Origin of the sequence: Methanoregula sp. (genome assembly GCA_026625165.1) — an archaeon.
Classification (GTDB): Archaea; Halobacteriota; Methanomicrobia; order Methanomicrobiales; family Methanospirillaceae; genus MVRE01.
Map to the genome: position 1 here is coordinate 972,795 of CP112999.1, position 15,328 is coordinate 988,122.

Annotated in this window: 18 protein-coding genes and 1 tRNA gene; 10 read left to right on the top strand and 9 right to left on the bottom strand. The window is 48.0% G+C overall.

Going from position 1 to position 15,328, the window contains the following annotated elements; all coding sequences use genetic code 11:
* Positions 1 to 23 precede the first annotated feature (23 nt).
* Both albA and OS112_05230 read left to right on the top strand, forming a co-directional pair.
* Positions 24 to 302 (top strand): DNA-binding protein Alba, encoded by a 279-nt coding sequence (gene albA, locus OS112_05225; GenBank protein ID WAC06035.1) that lies wholly within the window; start codon positions 24 to 26, stop codon positions 300 to 302.
* A gap of 98 nt (positions 303 to 400) precedes the next feature.
* Positions 401 to 883, top strand: a complete 483-nt coding sequence (locus tag OS112_05230; GenBank protein ID WAC06036.1) for a hypothetical protein — start codon at positions 401 to 403, stop codon at positions 881 to 883.
* Between the two features lie 226 nt (positions 884 to 1,109).
* On the opposite strand, the gene OS112_05235 is transcribed toward OS112_05230, so the two are convergent.
* The 4 genes from OS112_05235 to OS112_05250 form a co-directional block, all read right to left on the bottom strand.
* Positions 1,110 to 2,243 carry a DUF373 family protein gene (locus OS112_05235; protein ID WAC06037.1) on the bottom strand — a complete coding sequence of 378 codons (1,134 nt, stop codon included), beginning with the start codon at positions 2,241 to 2,243 and terminating at the stop codon, positions 1,110 to 1,112.
* A gap of 57 nt (positions 2,244 to 2,300) precedes the next feature.
* A complete protein-coding gene (locus OS112_05240; protein ID WAC06038.1) occupies positions 2,301 to 3,161 on the bottom strand; it encodes a phosphoserine phosphatase in 861 nt (286 codons plus the stop codon).
* Positions 3,162 to 3,726: 565 nt separating this feature from the next.
* A complete protein-coding gene (ftsZ, locus tag OS112_05245; GenBank protein WAC06039.1) occupies positions 3,727 to 4,890 on the bottom strand; it encodes a cell division protein FtsZ in 1,164 nt (387 codons plus the stop codon).
* Positions 4,891 to 4,900: 10 nt separating this feature from the next.
* The gene (locus tag OS112_05250; GenBank protein WAC06040.1) at positions 4,901 to 5,080 is read right to left on the bottom strand and encodes a ribbon-helix-helix protein, CopG family; all 180 of its coding nucleotides are present in this window, start codon (positions 5,078 to 5,080) and stop codon (positions 4,901 to 4,903) included.
* 197 nt (positions 5,081 to 5,277) lie between these two features.
* Between OS112_05250 and OS112_05255 the strand changes: the two genes are divergently transcribed.
* The 3 genes from OS112_05255 to OS112_05265 all read left to right on the top strand — a co-directional run bounded on the left by OS112_05255 (position 5,278) and on the right by OS112_05265 (position 8,234).
* The gene (locus OS112_05255) at positions 5,278 to 6,276 is read left to right on the top strand and encodes a histidinol-phosphate transaminase (protein WAC06041.1); all 999 of its coding nucleotides are present in this window, start codon (positions 5,278 to 5,280) and stop codon (positions 6,274 to 6,276) included.
* Complete coding sequence (locus OS112_05260) at positions 6,264 to 6,881, top strand: NTP transferase domain-containing protein (GenBank protein WAC06042.1); 618 nt, start codon at positions 6,264 to 6,266, stop codon at positions 6,879 to 6,881. Before OS112_05255 ends, OS112_05260 begins: the two co-directional genes overlap by 13 nt.
* Before the next feature lie 117 nt (positions 6,882 to 6,998).
* The gene (locus OS112_05265; GenBank protein WAC06043.1) at positions 6,999 to 8,234 is read left to right on the top strand and encodes a TIGR00300 family protein; all 1,236 of its coding nucleotides are present in this window, start codon (positions 6,999 to 7,001) and stop codon (positions 8,232 to 8,234) included.
* A gap of 4 nt (positions 8,235 to 8,238) precedes the next feature.
* Here OS112_05265 and OS112_05270 read toward each other — a convergent pair whose 3' ends face one another.
* Positions 8,239 to 9,228 (bottom strand): archaeosine biosynthesis radical SAM protein RaSEA, encoded by a 990-nt coding sequence (locus tag OS112_05270; protein ID WAC06044.1) that lies wholly within the window; start codon positions 9,226 to 9,228, stop codon positions 8,239 to 8,241.
* A gap of 28 nt (positions 9,229 to 9,256) precedes the next feature.
* Between OS112_05270 and OS112_05275 the strand changes: the two genes are divergently transcribed.
* From OS112_05275 to hypE, 5 genes are all read left to right on the top strand, one after another.
* Entirely contained in the window at positions 9,257 to 10,357 is a 1,101-nt protein-coding gene (locus OS112_05275) for a hypothetical protein (protein WAC06045.1), read from the top strand.
* Between the two features lie 99 nt (positions 10,358 to 10,456).
* Positions 10,457 to 10,541, top strand: a tRNA-Ser gene (locus tag OS112_05280).
* 168 nt (positions 10,542 to 10,709) lie between these two features.
* Entirely contained in the window at positions 10,710 to 10,934 is a 225-nt protein-coding gene (gene hypC / locus OS112_05285; protein WAC06046.1) for a HypC/HybG/HupF family hydrogenase formation chaperone, read from the top strand.
* On the top strand, positions 10,934 to 11,275 hold the full coding sequence (locus OS112_05290) for a hydrogenase maturation nickel metallochaperone HypA (GenBank protein WAC06047.1): 342 nt from the start codon (positions 10,934 to 10,936) through the stop codon (positions 11,273 to 11,275). Before hypC ends, OS112_05290 begins: the two co-directional genes overlap by 1 nt.
* A complete protein-coding gene (hypE, locus tag OS112_05295; GenBank protein ID WAC06048.1) occupies positions 11,272 to 12,267 on the top strand; it encodes a hydrogenase expression/formation protein HypE in 996 nt (331 codons plus the stop codon). Before OS112_05290 ends, hypE begins: the two co-directional genes overlap by 4 nt.
* A 26-nt stretch (positions 12,268 to 12,293) precedes the next feature.
* On the opposite strand, the gene OS112_05300 is transcribed toward hypE, so the two are convergent.
* Genes OS112_05300 through OS112_05315 form a run of 4 tightly spaced genes read right to left on the bottom strand, consistent with a single transcriptional unit; the run spans position 12,294 to position 15,273 of the window.
* The gene (locus OS112_05300) at positions 12,294 to 12,848 is read right to left on the bottom strand and encodes a DUF447 family protein (GenBank protein WAC06049.1); all 555 of its coding nucleotides are present in this window, start codon (positions 12,846 to 12,848) and stop codon (positions 12,294 to 12,296) included.
* Positions 12,836 to 13,642 (bottom strand): triphosphoribosyl-dephospho-CoA synthase, encoded by an 807-nt coding sequence (locus OS112_05305; GenBank protein WAC06140.1) that lies wholly within the window; start codon positions 13,640 to 13,642, stop codon positions 12,836 to 12,838. Before OS112_05305 ends, OS112_05300 begins: the two co-directional genes overlap by 13 nt.
* A complete protein-coding gene (locus tag OS112_05310; protein ID WAC06050.1) occupies positions 13,629 to 14,768 on the bottom strand; it encodes a methanogenesis marker 9 domain-containing protein in 1,140 nt (379 codons plus the stop codon). Before OS112_05310 ends, OS112_05305 begins: the two co-directional genes overlap by 14 nt.
* 52 nt (positions 14,769 to 14,820) lie before the next feature.
* Entirely contained in the window at positions 14,821 to 15,273 is a 453-nt protein-coding gene (locus OS112_05315) for a Holliday junction resolvase (protein WAC06051.1), read from the bottom strand.
* Between the last annotated feature and the right edge of the window lie 55 nt (positions 15,274 to 15,328).

Consider the following 15,328-nt stretch of genomic DNA (forward strand, 5'->3'; position numbering starts at 1 on the left):
ACCCTTTCACAGGAGATGAACCTATGGAACTGAAAGAAAATACAGTGTTCGTTGGAAACAAGCCAGTCATGAACTACGTACTTGCAGTGGTGACACAGTTTAACAATGGGGCAAATCAGGTGGCAATTAAAGCGCGGGGAAAAGCCATTTCACGGGCTGTGGATACTGCAGAGATCGCGCTGAACCGTTTTCTGGATGGTGTTACAAAAAAAGAGATACAGATATCAACCGAGGTCATTGATACTGAATCCGGAAAGACCAATGTATCGAGCATCGAGATTGTGCTTACCAATAACAAATAATTTTAATTAATAAAATGTTCTTTAAATAAAATCCAAACTTTCTTTAATTTCAGAAAGACAAAAAAGATTTAAAGCGAACAGGACAGATGCATTAAGGCATGAGAGCACAGGCTATCGCTATACTTTTTATTATACTTCTGAGTATTGCAATACCTGTGAGTGCAGCGGATGAAAAGCGATACGGGTATATTACGGTGCAGGACGTCACTGTGCAGCTCCGGAATGACACAGCCGTAATCAATATGAATTACAACGTTGATGAGGGGACAAGGATCATCTTTTTTTTACTGGGTAAACAGGATTTGAAAAATAAACTGTACTATATCCTGAATTATGATGGTGCCCAGATGCGGCGGGTCAATCTTTCCAGTGCAGAATTTTACGTTGATGGTGCAGCTTATTCCTATGGAAAGGGAATTTACTGGTATCCCACTCACACATTTAACGTAGTAATTCCATCGCTCACGGTTCAATCTCCGCAGATCACAAGAACCTTTTTTATGACAAATTCATTCCCTGATGGAATCGGATATTTCGATACAGAGCCTGCTGTAAGTGTTCAAGAGGAGCCTGTTTCTTAAAATGTTTGATATAACCGGTACAAAAAATTGTTTTTATGTCAGAAAATAATTATCCCCGGGATTTTGAACGAGGGAAAATTATCCAATTTTTCTATTCTCATCGGGAATGACACTTTTAAAGCGTAGAATAAGAAAATACATAAAAAAATCAAATAATTATTTTAATAAAATTTTCAATTAATTTTTTTCAGGCCCTTTGCGGACCATTTTTTAGCCTTGTCGTTATTCAGAGCACTTCGATGATTTCCTGGTGTCTCTGCTCTGCAAGTTTTTTATTAACAAAATGCTGGACGATGACACCAATGATGGCTGAAGAAAGCCCGATAATGGTGGAGTAGAGAATGTAACTGCCTGCATCGTTCATAGTGAGCGGGAAGTCCGGTACACCACTTACCGTGATGAGGTAAACACTGGCGCCATAGAGTATGAGCCCAAGCGCTGTTATAAAGAAGGGAAAGACGATTACCTTTCCCATCTGCTCCCGTTCGTTTAAATAGACATCAATAATGATCCCAACAGAAACAATGATGCCGGCGATGATCAGCCACTCTACAGAACCATAGATAAACGTCATGAGATAGAGCAGAATTCCAAGGCTCCCGTCAGATGAATAAAATTTCAGGACAGTAATAAATCCCATGACAAATCCAACCACTACAAGGAGTATTGTCGTGGTGTATGTAACAAATGAGAACCTTCCACGGGTGAGTGATACCCGTAATGCATCAATAGTACCATGCACGACCTCATCGATCCCGAATCCTCTATAGAGAAGATAACTTCCGATGACGCCTACAACTATGATGGTTGCAGTGCCCGGATATCCCAGAAGATACGCAGATGCATAGAGCAGCATTGCGAGGCCAAGAGGGACCAGTACTATCCGTGAAATTTTTGGATCATCGAGCAATTTTCTTAAAATATAATAGGTTCCTTCGAGGTTGGGCATCTGGTTGACAATTACACGGCGGATGCTGCTGACTGGAATTTTCGACTGTATGATCGGGATGACATACTCGTCCTCAGCCCCGTCAGATACGAGAATACAATTCGTGGCTTGTGTCTCTTTGACAACCTGTTCTAAAGTTGCAGCAATCTTCCGGTCCCCCTCTATCATGTGCATATGGTTTCCGGAAATGACTGCGACCTGTGCATCCTCCCCTTTTGCCGTGAGATCGTCAAAGATTTTTACCGCATAAAAAATTGCATTGAGATCAGAGTCCTCCGGGTCAGCGAGTGCAAGGGTATTGGCCGCTTTAAGGCAGGCTGCCCTGCCGACGCACGGGCTCTCGACAGAAGCCTTGTACCCAATGTCATCATCACGATCGACACTGAGGACTAATGTACGTCCCTGCACCATTGTACCTAAACACTCAATTGCAAATCTATTAAATGATTCCTGATTTTAAAAAAAAAATTATATGAGTTTTGACCGCTGGAGCAGCAGGATATCGTCTGTGGTGAGTTTCTCCCCGGCCCTGAAATTCTTGAACAGGTGTTCAGCTTCTTTTCTCACAGCCTTCTGTTCCTTGGTGACCTTGACCTTCTTGGTTTTCTTGCGTAGACCGGAAATGACTTTGTCATAATCTCTCAACTCTTTCTGGCATGCAATGAAAAATTTATGTTCGGAATCCGCAGACTCCTGTGCCTCAACAAAACTCTTATGTGCCGCATCTGCCGCTTCCCGGGACTTGTCAGCTTTACGGTAGGATTCGACCATGAGGTCGTGATGCTTTTGGGCAAGCTCTGCGATCTCTGTGACTTTTGCATGAAGGTCCGATGCCTGCTTACGGAGATCACGTGCCGCTGCCACCTTTGTACGCATCTCCTTATTCTGCTCGAGCTCTGCTTCCTGCTCTTTTACTTGCCCCCGCATCTGCTTGATCTTCTCGATCAGCTCTCGCTCCTTTTCAGTGGAAAAGACCTGCGTCTGTTGCATCATTTCGAGGTGTTCGATCTGTTTCTGGACCTCCTTTATTCCCCGGCTTTTAGGGCTTCCATGCTCTTTTTTAAATACCTCAATCTCTTCAAAAAGAGTATTTGCCTGTTCATTGAGCTCGTTGCGCTGAACCTTTTGCTCAATGACTTCCTGGTTGTATTTATCACGGAGATCCTTGTTTTTCTGTGCTTCGTCCACAAACTCACGAGTCTGGTTGTTTAACGTGTTGCGTTCACGTGCAGACTTGCTTGCCGCAGCATTGAGCTCGTTGCGCAAGTTTTTGTGCTGTTCAGACTCTGCGAGTGTTTTTTTTCGCTTTTCAATCAGGTCGTTTATCATGCATCAGTCCTCCAAAAATCCTGGCAGGGAGGATGTTATTGATGTGGATAAGGCACTAAATACGGCAGAGCAGTCGTTCTCCGGTACGATTACAGGAATACCCTGAATGCAGTATACAGGGTAAAAAACATCAGAAGAAGGTCTTATAATGTAATTATGATAAGATTCAGGACAATCGTCCTTGTTCAACACTCTGTTCATGATGTTCAACTCCCGGTACCAGGGCGCATAAATGTTTTTGTGCACCCCACATCCTCCCAGTGAAGGATAAATGAAATGTACTACAATTAAAAGACTGGAATTTACTTAAGCATTTCGTAGAAACCGACATGAACCAGGCAGGATTGATGCTTTAGAATGGATTTCTTATGCTATATTCCCAATATTTTTTAATAACCGCTGATCATTAAAGACTACAGAAAAAGGAGGTTTGAACCTGATTAGATCAGGTACACCTTCTTGGTATATCTGTTAACTGCTGATTATTTTACCAACATTTCCCTGCAGTTTAGGGGGAATGCTATCATGGAAATTTTTAAGGTGAACGTGATTGTGCGTGGTGCGATCAACCAACCCATTCAAGCAGACCGCCACCGCTTGACTGGTCGCGGGACTTGCTGCGGGCCTGGGGCATTTCAACTGCCTTGGGGTTTGCCCGCTTGTTCTCAATGTCCTGAATTACAGTCTTATATGACTGCCGTGTGCCGAGGATCTGGGCACTCTTGACACCGGTCATGATTGCAAGGACGCGGATTTTTCCCTCCATATCGTTCCTGACCCGGGCCCCCCAGATCACATCTGCATGCGGATCAAGCTCGTACGTGAGTGAGGTCGCAACTTCTTCTGCGTCCTGCAGGGTAAGGTCAGTACCTCCTGTGATGTGTATCAGGCTGCCGGTTGCGCCGCGATAGTCGATATCGAGCATCGGGTTGCTTAAGCATTCGCGGACAACGCTTTCTGCCTTGTTCTGCTGCTTGCTCTCTCCTACAAGCATGACAGCGACGCCACCCTTGCTCATGATTGCCCGGACATCAGCGTAGTCAATGTTGATCAGTGAGGGTTCGGTTATCGTTTCTGAGATTCCCTTGACCGTCTCACCGATAAGCTGGTCCATAACCGAGAATGCCTGGCCCAGCGGGAGGTTCGGGACAAAGTTCTTGAGCCGGTTGTTGTCAAGGACAATCACGGAGTCTGCTGCCGTAGCGAGTGCTTCGAGTCCTTCCTCAGCACGGATAAGGCGTGCTTTCTCAACCTGGAACGGATAACTGACCATTCCTACGACAATTGCCCCCTGTTCCTTTGCGATCTGGGCAACAACAGGTGCGGAACCAGTTCCGGTACCGCCACCCATACCAGCGGTAATGAAGCAGAGGTCAGCCGATTCAAGAAGGGCTTCAAGTGTCGGGCGTGCCATTTCTGCAGCGCGTTTTCCGACATCCGGATATCCGCCGGCCCCCAGGCCTTTTGTCAGGGATTTGCCGATAAGGACGCGTTTATCCGCTTGGACCATATCCAGGTGCTGCTTGTCCGTATTGATAGCAATCGTCTCAGCACCGGCCACACCCATATGGTGGATCCGGTTCACTGTGTTGTTGCCGGCACCTCCGCAGCCGATGATAACAATCCTTGGCTGGCCGACAAAGTCGTCTTCCATCGCATTGGAGCCGGGCTTGTTAATTTCTTTTTCAAGCTCGGCGTTTTTTAGCGCATCGTTAATAATACTCTGCATGTCTACCCTCTCATACCTTGAATGAAACCTGGTCACTGTCTTTTAAGACACGGCTGGCACGTTTTTCCACAAGTTCACGAACGGCTGCCCTGACTGCCTCTGAGACGTTGGGGAATTCTCCCGCGTCCACCATGTGCTGGAGGAGGCTGATCTGCTGTTCCGGAAGCCGGAGTGTGATCCGTTGCATCATCGTATCTCACATTTCTGACATATGTCAGTCATTTGTCATTCATATGTCAGACAAAGAGAACTCTTGTGTCTGACTTAACCAGATGAATCAAAATATCACATAAATGTATAAAAACTTTCTTCTTTGCATGCAATCCATCCACAAAACGCATTTATGGGTTCCGATGCAACAAACTGGGTAATTATCGGGTTTTGTTCATGGCAGATTTATACCAAAAAAAAGTAGTGCATGGGGGGTGCGGGAAGCAGCAGCATGAAAAAACCCGGAAAACTGTGCTGGATTTCAGCGCGAGTACAAATCCCTTTCCACCAAAAATTCTGTGGACATGCGACCCATTTTATATAAACCATTATCCCGATGATGCATATTTTGCACTTAAAGAGATCATCGCCCGAACTTTCAACCGGCACATCGATGAGATCTGTGTCGGCAACGGTTCGATTGAACTCATACGTGTCTTTTGTCATGTGGCATTTAAAGAGTCCAGGACATTTTACACCGAAACCCCGACATTCGGGGAATATGAGTATTCGGCATATCTTGCCAGCGGAAAAAAAGTTACAGACAGGACGGATGCGGATATCTGTTTTATCTGTAACCCGAACAATCCCACCGGAACCCTGAAGAAAAAAGATTCAATGGTTATGCTCCTTTGTGAGACTGAATTACATAACGGCATTTTATGTGCTGATGAAGCCTTCATCGAGCTTGCAGATCCGGCACAAAGTATTGTTGATCTAAGAAACGATCATCTTATTGTCCTGCGATCTCTGACAAAAAGCTTCTCAGTTCCCGGTATCCGTTTCGGGTACGGGTTCGGGAATCCTGATCTTATCGCCCGGATTGAAGCAATGCGCCCTCCCTGGAGCGTAAATGCATACGCCGAAGCCTTTGCCATTCAGGCATTTCTCCATTACCATGAACTTGAAAACTCCCGGAAATATATAAAACGTGAACGGGACTGGATGTATGAACATCTTCTGGCTCTTGGTCTGAATCCCATGCCATCATCGGTAAATTTTCTGCTTGTCGATACTGCCCATCCGGTACAGGAATTATGTGAAAAGCTGCAAAAAGCAGATATACTTGTGCGGGACTGCACATCGTTTGGGCTCCCCACAACAATCCGTGTCGCTGTCCGCACCCGCGATGAAAACAGGTCCCTTCTGGAGGCTCTTGCAACATGCTTGCACTGATAATGGCAGGAGGTAAAGGCAGCCGTTTGAACCTTGGTGAAAAACCTCTTGTGACAGTCGCAGGGCGACCTATGATTGCGTATGTTATCCGGGCATTTGAGATGTATGGCTGTAATATCGTTGCAGTTGTTTCGGAGAAAACCCCTATGACGCAGAACTGGTGCAGGGTCTCAGGCATTGATCTTTTTTGTGCGAAGGGAAACGGATATGTAAAAGATATGGTAGATGCTGTATCTGCCCTAGGAGAGAAGCAACCGGTTTTTATATCAGTATCTGATATCCCCTGCCTGCATGCCGGCATTCTTGAGAAAATCCATGCAGCTTATGAAAAGTCCGGGAAAGAGTCCTGTTCAAGCTGGGTGCCGGTATCCCTCGTCAGGAACCACCGTGATGTGCTGTATAAAGAGAAGATCAATGGTATTGAAGCATGCCCCTGCGGTGTCAATATCCTCCGCGGCGATCTGATTGCACAACCTCAGGACGAATTTTCATTATTGCTCGATGAACCACGGCTCGCGTATAATGTGAATACACGGACAGATCTCGCGTTTGCAGACATGTATTTGAAAGATCCCTCGCATGCGATCGGGTTTCCCCGTACCTGATCAGCTGACTATAAAAATGGTCAGGAATCCCGTAGCGTGTCCCGGTACCGAAAATATCCTCAAATTATCCAGATTTAACAGAACGCATATTAAGTTGCATCCCCCATATCAGTATATATGGTAGTTTCGCAGGAGATCGAGCTCTCTGGTCATATCATCGATTCGGGTATCATGACCCAGGTCTTTGACCGGGTTATGGATATGGGCGGAAACTTCGAAATCCTCGTTTTTGATGTTGGAAAAGAGAAGACCGACCCGAGTTACGCACGCCTTAAGATCGCTGCGGCTAACCGCGAAAAACTAAGGTTCATCCTCTCGGAACTCCACCGGTTTGGTGCTCGTCCCCTTGAAGTGAAGGATGTGCATGTGGTTTTAGCTGAGCGCGACCGTGTAGGTCCAAAAGGGTTCTACCTGACAACAAACCATCCGACGGAGATAAAATTTAACGGGGAATGGATCCCTGTTGAATTCATAGAGATGGACTGCCTGATTGTTATGGATAAACAGGCAAAAAGATCCCTGTGTACCCCGCTGGCAAAGATCAAAAAAGGTGATCTTGTTGTTGTGGGAGAACAGGGTGTCAAGGTCCAGTATCCCGAGCGCCCCCGTGAGCAGAGCAACTTTGAATTTATGCATGGTACAGTCTCATCAGAGCGCCCCAGTGTCACCCTGATCGCAAAAATTGCCAAAGAGATTATTGATGTTCATAAGAAAGGCGGCAGGATCGTGCTTGTCGGCGGACCCGCGATCATCCATACAGGTGCAGCAAAGGCAGTTGCCGAGATGGTACGAAAAGGGTATATCAATATCCTTTTTGCCGGTAATGCACTCGCAACCCACGATATCGAGTACAACCTTTTCGGGACATCGCTGGGTATGGATATTTCGACCGGAAAACCCGTGATGGACGGACATAAGCACCACATCTATGCTATTAATGAGATCATGCGGGCGGGATCTATCAGGAATGCGGTGGAGAAAGGAGTGATATCCGGGGGGATCATGTATGAATGCGTGAAAAACAATGTTCCTTTTGTACTTGCCGGCTCAATCAGAGATGACGGACCCCTTCCCGATGTGATCACTGATGCGATGGCTGCTCAGGAAGCGATGCGCCGCCAGCTGGACGGGTGCAGCATGGTGCTGATGGTAGCGACGCTTCTGCATTCAGTAGCAGTCGGGAACTGCCTTCCCTCCAGTGTCAAGACGATATGCGTGGACATTAACCCTGCCTCGCTAACCAAGCTGATGGACCGCGGGACAATGCAGGCAATCGGCATCGTCAGTGATGCCGGGACATTCTTCCCCTTACTTGCAAAACAGATCGAGATGCAGGAAGGCGCAAAAAAATAACCATTCAGCCGGTCAATGGCATGCAGAACGGTTTCTCCAATTCGAGAATAAACTGCCATTCTTCTTTACATGTACATTCCGTTTCCAGAAGCGATGTAATCAGGTCCCTATCTGCCGTGAGGGAATAATCCCTTATACCTTTTATTAACCCGTCATCGCATGTACCGCAATTGTGGGGGCCCCGCTGCTTCCCGCCACCGACGGGATCACAGGTAAGGTGCACTGGAGAGTCCTGCAGGATCTCAAGGACACTCCAGAGATATGGGGGGCGGTATGCCCCGCGCTTCCAGTACCACTCCAGATCGGTCCGGTTCTGAACTGTGCATGGATTTAGGGATATCAGATCTGCATAACGTGTTGCGGCCGGAATTGAGGTTTTCATATCATCAATTGCCTCCTTTTCGGTCAGAAAGAGCGGTTTAAACAAGAGATAAGCTTTTACACCAGCACCTGACTCCCGTGCACGTCCCGCGGCATCAGAAAAATCAGAAAAACGAAACCCTTTTCTGATGCATTTTTCCCGGATCCCGTCATCTGATGTCTCGAGCCCGATCGCGCAGAACAGGGGAGTTTTCCAGCTGCCATTGTCGATTTCTGAGAGAAACAGTGCAACAGATTCTTCATGTACAAATTCAGGGCGGGTCTCTGCAATAACAACCTTGCCGTGAAATGCAGATGCAATCCGCTTCCTGGCACCTGGGGGAATTTCACGGGAGTCAAAAAAACTTCCCGAAGTAAATATTTTTACCATCTGGTAACCATCAGGTTTGTGATGTTCCAGTATCCATGCGAGTTGGGAGAGGATGTTTTTTTCATATGATTCCGGGGATAACTCACCAGAGTACCGTTCGTGCCGGTAGCTGCACATCAGGCACTGGTTCCAGCTGCATCCCGCTGTCTTAAAAATAATCGTGAGGCATTGGAGAATCGTGCCTTCAAACCGCTCTTTTCCACTCCAGCAGGCGAGCGGGCGGTTTAAAAAATCAGAAATCATTAACACTATAGTAGTAGACCTTAGGATAATGAATAAGTTCGTCCTGCCGGTGCTGGGACTTCTTTTTTTATCCGGTATCGTCTCTGCATACCAGATTGATATATCTGCACCCGAGACGCTCGCGCTGGGAAAACCTCTTATCGTCACCGGGACTACGACCTTTGGAATCGGCACCCCAATCGACGTGGTACTTTATTATCAGCTCACAACAGCTACGGAGATTAAACGTAAAATCGCCTATGTTCAGTCTGACAGGACCTTCCGTGTCATTTTCGATACAACGACCCTCAAAAAAGGGACATATAAAATTGAAGTGCCCGCGGATGCCCGGGGGGATTCAGTCACAACGCGTCTGGTGGAACTCGTTGACAGGACTGATGAAATTCAGCTTAGTTCACGACAGCAACAGCAATTTAATGGAAAACTCAGTCTTGCCGGTACGATAAAGGGAAACCAGAACTCCGGTATCCAGATAGAAGTGACGGCACCTGACGGGACACGGGTATTTGGGCCACAATATATCAGCACAGATTTTCAGGGATACTTTTCTGTTGAAGTGCCTATCACCCAGACTGGTATATATGATGCGAGTTTTACAGATGCGAATGGATTTGTCGGTACAATAAGCATATCAGTAACCGGGGAAGCTGCGATCCCATCGCCAACAGTGACCGGCATACCTGAAACAATATCGACCGAGCAAAAAGTTATTTCTGCCCATTCTCCTGCATCAAGGGATAACCCTGCTTATTTTGAAGTGAAATCCGGCTCCGGTACCATGAGTATATACACTTCGTCCCGTATTGACTGGGTGGTAGAATATATCGATGATCGCGGAACCCTGCATACCATCAATGAAAACGGTGCTCTGAATCCTGAAGAAATTATCATACAGGCACGGGGAAAGCCTATCTATGTGAAGGTATACCCATACAAATACTCTGACAGCGGGGAGGTCTTCCTGTATGGAGAGAATGCCCAGTCGGTGAGAGTCAGCCCCACCATCCCGGCAGGGTTCGGGGCCGGGTCTCTCTCCGGCACTATACCACCGGAGACACAAAAATCTCCCATGATGCTATTTCTGGGGATAATATCTCTTATGGTTATTACCGGTTTGAGAAATTCTTGATATCTTATATCCCTAAAAAATCTAATCCCATTAAGTTATTTTGAGCGATCCTTCCAAAGAAGCATTTTTTACATAAAAGACCAAATGGGTATGTTACGTGCCGGGGTAGTCTAGTCCGGGAAGGCGTTGGTCTTGAAAACCAATGGTGCCCTGCACCTCAAGAGTTCAAATCTCTTCCCCGGCGTCACCATTTTATATTTTACCGTCTTAAATGAACAATTTAAAATTATTATGATTATTGTCAAAAGGGTGTCATGGATTTTTAAAAATTCTGAAAGGGCCTTTGCATTGCATCACTGTTTTTATGTGGTTGAAGCTCCCACATTATACGTCAGATATTTGAGGGTCATCGATGTGTGTGGCAGTTCCCGCTGAAGTACTGGAGATTAAAGAGGGGAATATCGGGATCGTGGACTATGGAGACCTTAAGCAGGAAGTCCGGCTCGATCTTGTCGATGTAAAAGTCGGCGAATATGTTCTTGTCCATGTTGGTTTTGCTATCCAGCGGCTCTCCCGCGAAGAGGGGCTGGAAACCCGGGAAGTGTTCCGTCAGGTGTACGCTGCACTGGAGGAGTGATGCACGAGTACAGCATCGCGTATGACCTCTATGCAACAGCACGCAAAGCCGCAATTGAAAACCATGCGGACCGTGTTAATAAAGTATGCGTGGATGTCGGAAAGATGGCGATGGTAAACCCCGATCAGGTGATCTTCCTTTTTGATGCAATCAGGGAAGATGACCCACTTTTTGACCAAACGGTGCTTGAATGCAAGGATGTGGCACCGGAGACGAAATGTTCCTGCGGATATAAAGGAAATGAAATTTTTGTCTGCCCAAAATGCGGGGCGCTGCCAGAACTGATCAAGGGAAGGGAGATCCTGGTCACAAACATCGAGATCGAGGTCGATGATGCATGAAGGTCACACTGATGCATGGAGCCGGCGGGGAAGCAATGGGGGAACTGCTTCGGACGCTCACGAAGTTTTCCCATAATAATGCCGGCGGGATTGGGCTCGAGGCGCTTGATGACGGGGCAGTGATCCCGTTCAACGGGCAAAATCTTGTTTTTACAACGGATTCCCATGTTGTCCGCCCGATCTTTTTTCCGGGCGGGGACATTGGCAGGATATCCGTGTGCGGGACAATTAACGATCTTGCGATGATGGGCGGGCGCCCGATCGCGCTCTCCTGCGGCATGATCATAGAAGAAGGTTTTGATGTTTCAGATCTCGCACGGATCGTTGCGTCCATGGATGAAGCGCTCGGGGAAGCGGGTGCAAACCTCGTAACAGGCGATACGAAGGTGATGGAGAGGGGAGCTCTTGACGGGATTACAATTAATACTGCAGGGATTGGTGTTGCGGATACTGTTATACGAGACAATGGCCTGCAGCCCGGTGACAGAATCATCGTTTCCGGCACACTGGGAGATCACGGTATTGCTATCATGGTGCACCGCGAAGGATTTGATCTCGGTGAGCAGATAAAATCAGATGTGGCACCTCTCTGGGGTATGGTAGACAAGGCACTTGCCTCCGGGACAATTCACGCGATGAAGGATCCCACAAGGGGCGGGTTTGCAAGCGCGATTAACGAGATGGCAAGGAAAAGCAACGTGTGTGTCCGGATCCGGGAAGAACATCTCCCGATCCGGAAAAGCGTACAGAGTGCCGCCGGCATGCTCGGCATTGACCCGCTCGAAGTTGCCAACGAGGGAAAGGTTGTTATGGGCGTTCCGTCTTCGGACGTGGATGCAGTTCTTGCTGCCCTTCGTTCACACAAATACGGCAGGGATGCTATGGTTGTGGGTAACGTGACAAAAGGCGCCCACGTAATCATGGAGACATCAATCGGGGGTGAACGTTTTATTGAGCCCCCCCTTGGAGACCCGGTTCCAAGAGTCTGCTAAAAATATTTATTCATCAGTCGTTTTTCTTATCTGATATAATTCATTAATAGATCGAGGGCTTCCCATTCGCGTTTCCCGCCGCACTTCCGGACAATCCCGGCATGATAATCGATCAGTCGTTTTATTGACGGGTCCCGGTTGATCGCATACCGCGTCGCATGGACCGTTGCCTCAATAATGCTGTTGAACCCACGGTTTACCGGCCGGACTGTGGGTGATATAATCTCTTCGTGCAATGGTGACAGGAGAGCAGTTAACGATTCAGTGCCCCGGTGCTCGATCGTAACATCGAATGCCTGCCATGCATCAGCATGTGCAAGCCTGTGCATCTCCCTCCCGTTGACCAAAACCGAAAGAAACGCAGTCTGCGCAAGATCAGAAAATGCAGTGGTGACATATAAAACCGGATCCTGGACTATATTGGCTACCACCCACCCTTCGCTCTCAATATTGCGCGCAGTATGGCTGCCGGAGAAAAGCACCATGGAAAACCGGCCGCCCCGAAAGAAGACCCCCATCGGTGCGGCATTGAACCGGGTGCTCGCGATTACTTCGTTAATTCCTTCGTTCAGGAGTCCCATTTCCAGCCCTCACCCAGCGCGATGTATATGGCGGCGATGATGATGTCTGCAGTTGAACCCGGGTTAATCCCCTGTTCAATGCATTCGGCATCGAAACTCTCCAACGAGGCCTTACCGTCGAGGACGTCCCGGGCTCGCCGGACCACGCGCTGCGCAACTTCAATACCATGCTCCTTTATGATGAAGGTATCCGGTTCTGAAGCTAGCAAAATAAGAAATGCCTTCACAATGGCTTTGCGTCCATTGCCGTACGATTTCAGGAGATCCGCCCCGCGCCGTGTCAGTCGGAACCCGGTCACCCATTCGCGGGCAACCATGTCGTTTGCTGCAGAATGCTGCATCACATCCAGGAGGGTCATATCACGGTCACGCAGCATCTGCAGCGACCGGGGGTCATGAACGTCCAGTTCGTCAGTTTTATACATCCGTACGCTGGTCATCTGGAATGCCTTGTAGAACGCTACTGCATCAGACACATCGGTCTTTGCGACTGCGTCCTGTGCACCTGCAATATCCCCCCCATACACGAGCGGGATGAGCAGGATGAATGCACCGAAATGGGTGTTGCCGCCTTCATGGCAGTTTGTGGCCTGAACGGCATGCCGGATAATCTCCCCGATCCTCCCGGCTCCCCGCTCTGCCTCTTCAAGTGCAGGCCGGGAAAAAATTGTAGAAGCGAGGAAATGTTCAAGGAGGGTCTGTTCATAATCATGGCAGCGGTCGACGTTTCCGGGTTTGGGATACGCGCAGACTTCCAGCATCATCGCAAGCTGCGCCCGTTCAACCCGCGTCATCATGTGGCATGTCATAAAACACACGGCCCATTATCGTATCAGAGAGCTCACGTTTCAGGCGCATATACTCTTTGCTTGTGAGCCCTTCCTGCTTGATTGTCATGTCACGGAACATGCAGGGTGAGGACGTCTTACAGCACCACACAAGGCTGCCAAAACAGGTATGCTGCCCGGAATTCAGCGGGCTATTTTTTACTGCTTCAGTCTTAATTTTCAAAAACTCTTCTTTGGAGATCCCGATCCGTTTCAGTGTCGGGATTAGGGGGCAATCCTTAACCGGCATGCAGCAGAACGTGAGCGCCCGTATATCCCCGCCACGGCATAGCTGCTTGGGGGAGTTGTACCAGCCCTGTTCATCCGAGTACCGTGTAATGGCGGCATCGATCCCTGCAAGCGTCCGCTCATCCGATTTCCGGGCAAGCGATACAAGGTCGGCCCCGTGAGAAAACATCTCCTTTGCGGTATCAAAGGTATTAATAGAGTTGTTTGCAATCAGCATCAGGGGGCAGCTGTTACGGATCTGCCGGAGTTTTGCATGGCCGGCATCCATCAGGTCGATATGGAGGATATCGGCTCCGGCACTCCAGAGTTTGCGGGCAAGCAGCCGGTCATCAGCTGCGACCCCTGCCCGTATCTTGACAGACACGGTGACATGCGCTGACCTGAGGGCTTTGACGACTTCTGTGAGTTTTTTTGGGTTGTGCAGGTAATGTTCCCCACAGCCAGCCTCAACCATTGCCCTCTGCCGGCAGTGCGCATCGATCTCATAGACAACCTTGTCCCCGAGTAATTCCGCGATGGTCTTATAGGATTCAGGGGCACTACCTCTGAGATTTAACCCGAAAACCACATCGCTCCCTTTCATGTTTTTAATCTGGGTGCCGAGTTCCTCAACGGGATCATCGTACAGGAATTCTTTACGGTCTCCGGATGCAACGACTGCATGTGCAGCAGCGAGAGTCCGCTCATCAATGGAATACCCACCAATGAATCCAGCCCCGATATGGGGAGCGAGGGCAAGCACATAACCGGTATCAACGATGCCAGCCATTGATGCAACAGCGATCGGTGTCCGGACCACCTTGTCATTGATGATAAGGCCGAACCTGTTGAAGGATTCCATCATGGATTCATATCATTTGATTCACAACAGAGAAATTACTTTGCATTAATGAGGGTTATAACCGATCAAGGTAATAACCGTCGCGGGATTTGGGAAGGGGGACATTTTGCCGGGCTTCCTCAAGACTGATCCCGGGTTTGTCCCTGAAATACCCTGTTACGGCTGCCCAAGGAATGAGGTATGCCTCGCTTGCTTTGCCTGCACCAAACCTGAATTCGATGGCAAGGAACCCGGTCCGCCCGGTCCTTTTTAAAAAATCAGAAATTGCATCGATCTGGTGGATACCTTTTTTATCCGAGTGGAAATGCTGTGAAAAATAAATTTTTTTATCAAGGATTGATTTACATTCGATAGCAAGGTAATAGGAAGGGTTGAGCGAATCTACAAGGACGTCAACATACTGGCTGGAAAATTTGTGCTGTTTCAGGCGATAGGCAAAACCCTGGAAATGGTGGGTTTTGAAAAACCGGTTGAGACAATGGACGATCTCACGTTCAAAGTCACTCATCGATCTCCTATTGATCCTCTCTTTAAAAAAAACATTTGGTAAGAATTTTTAAGGA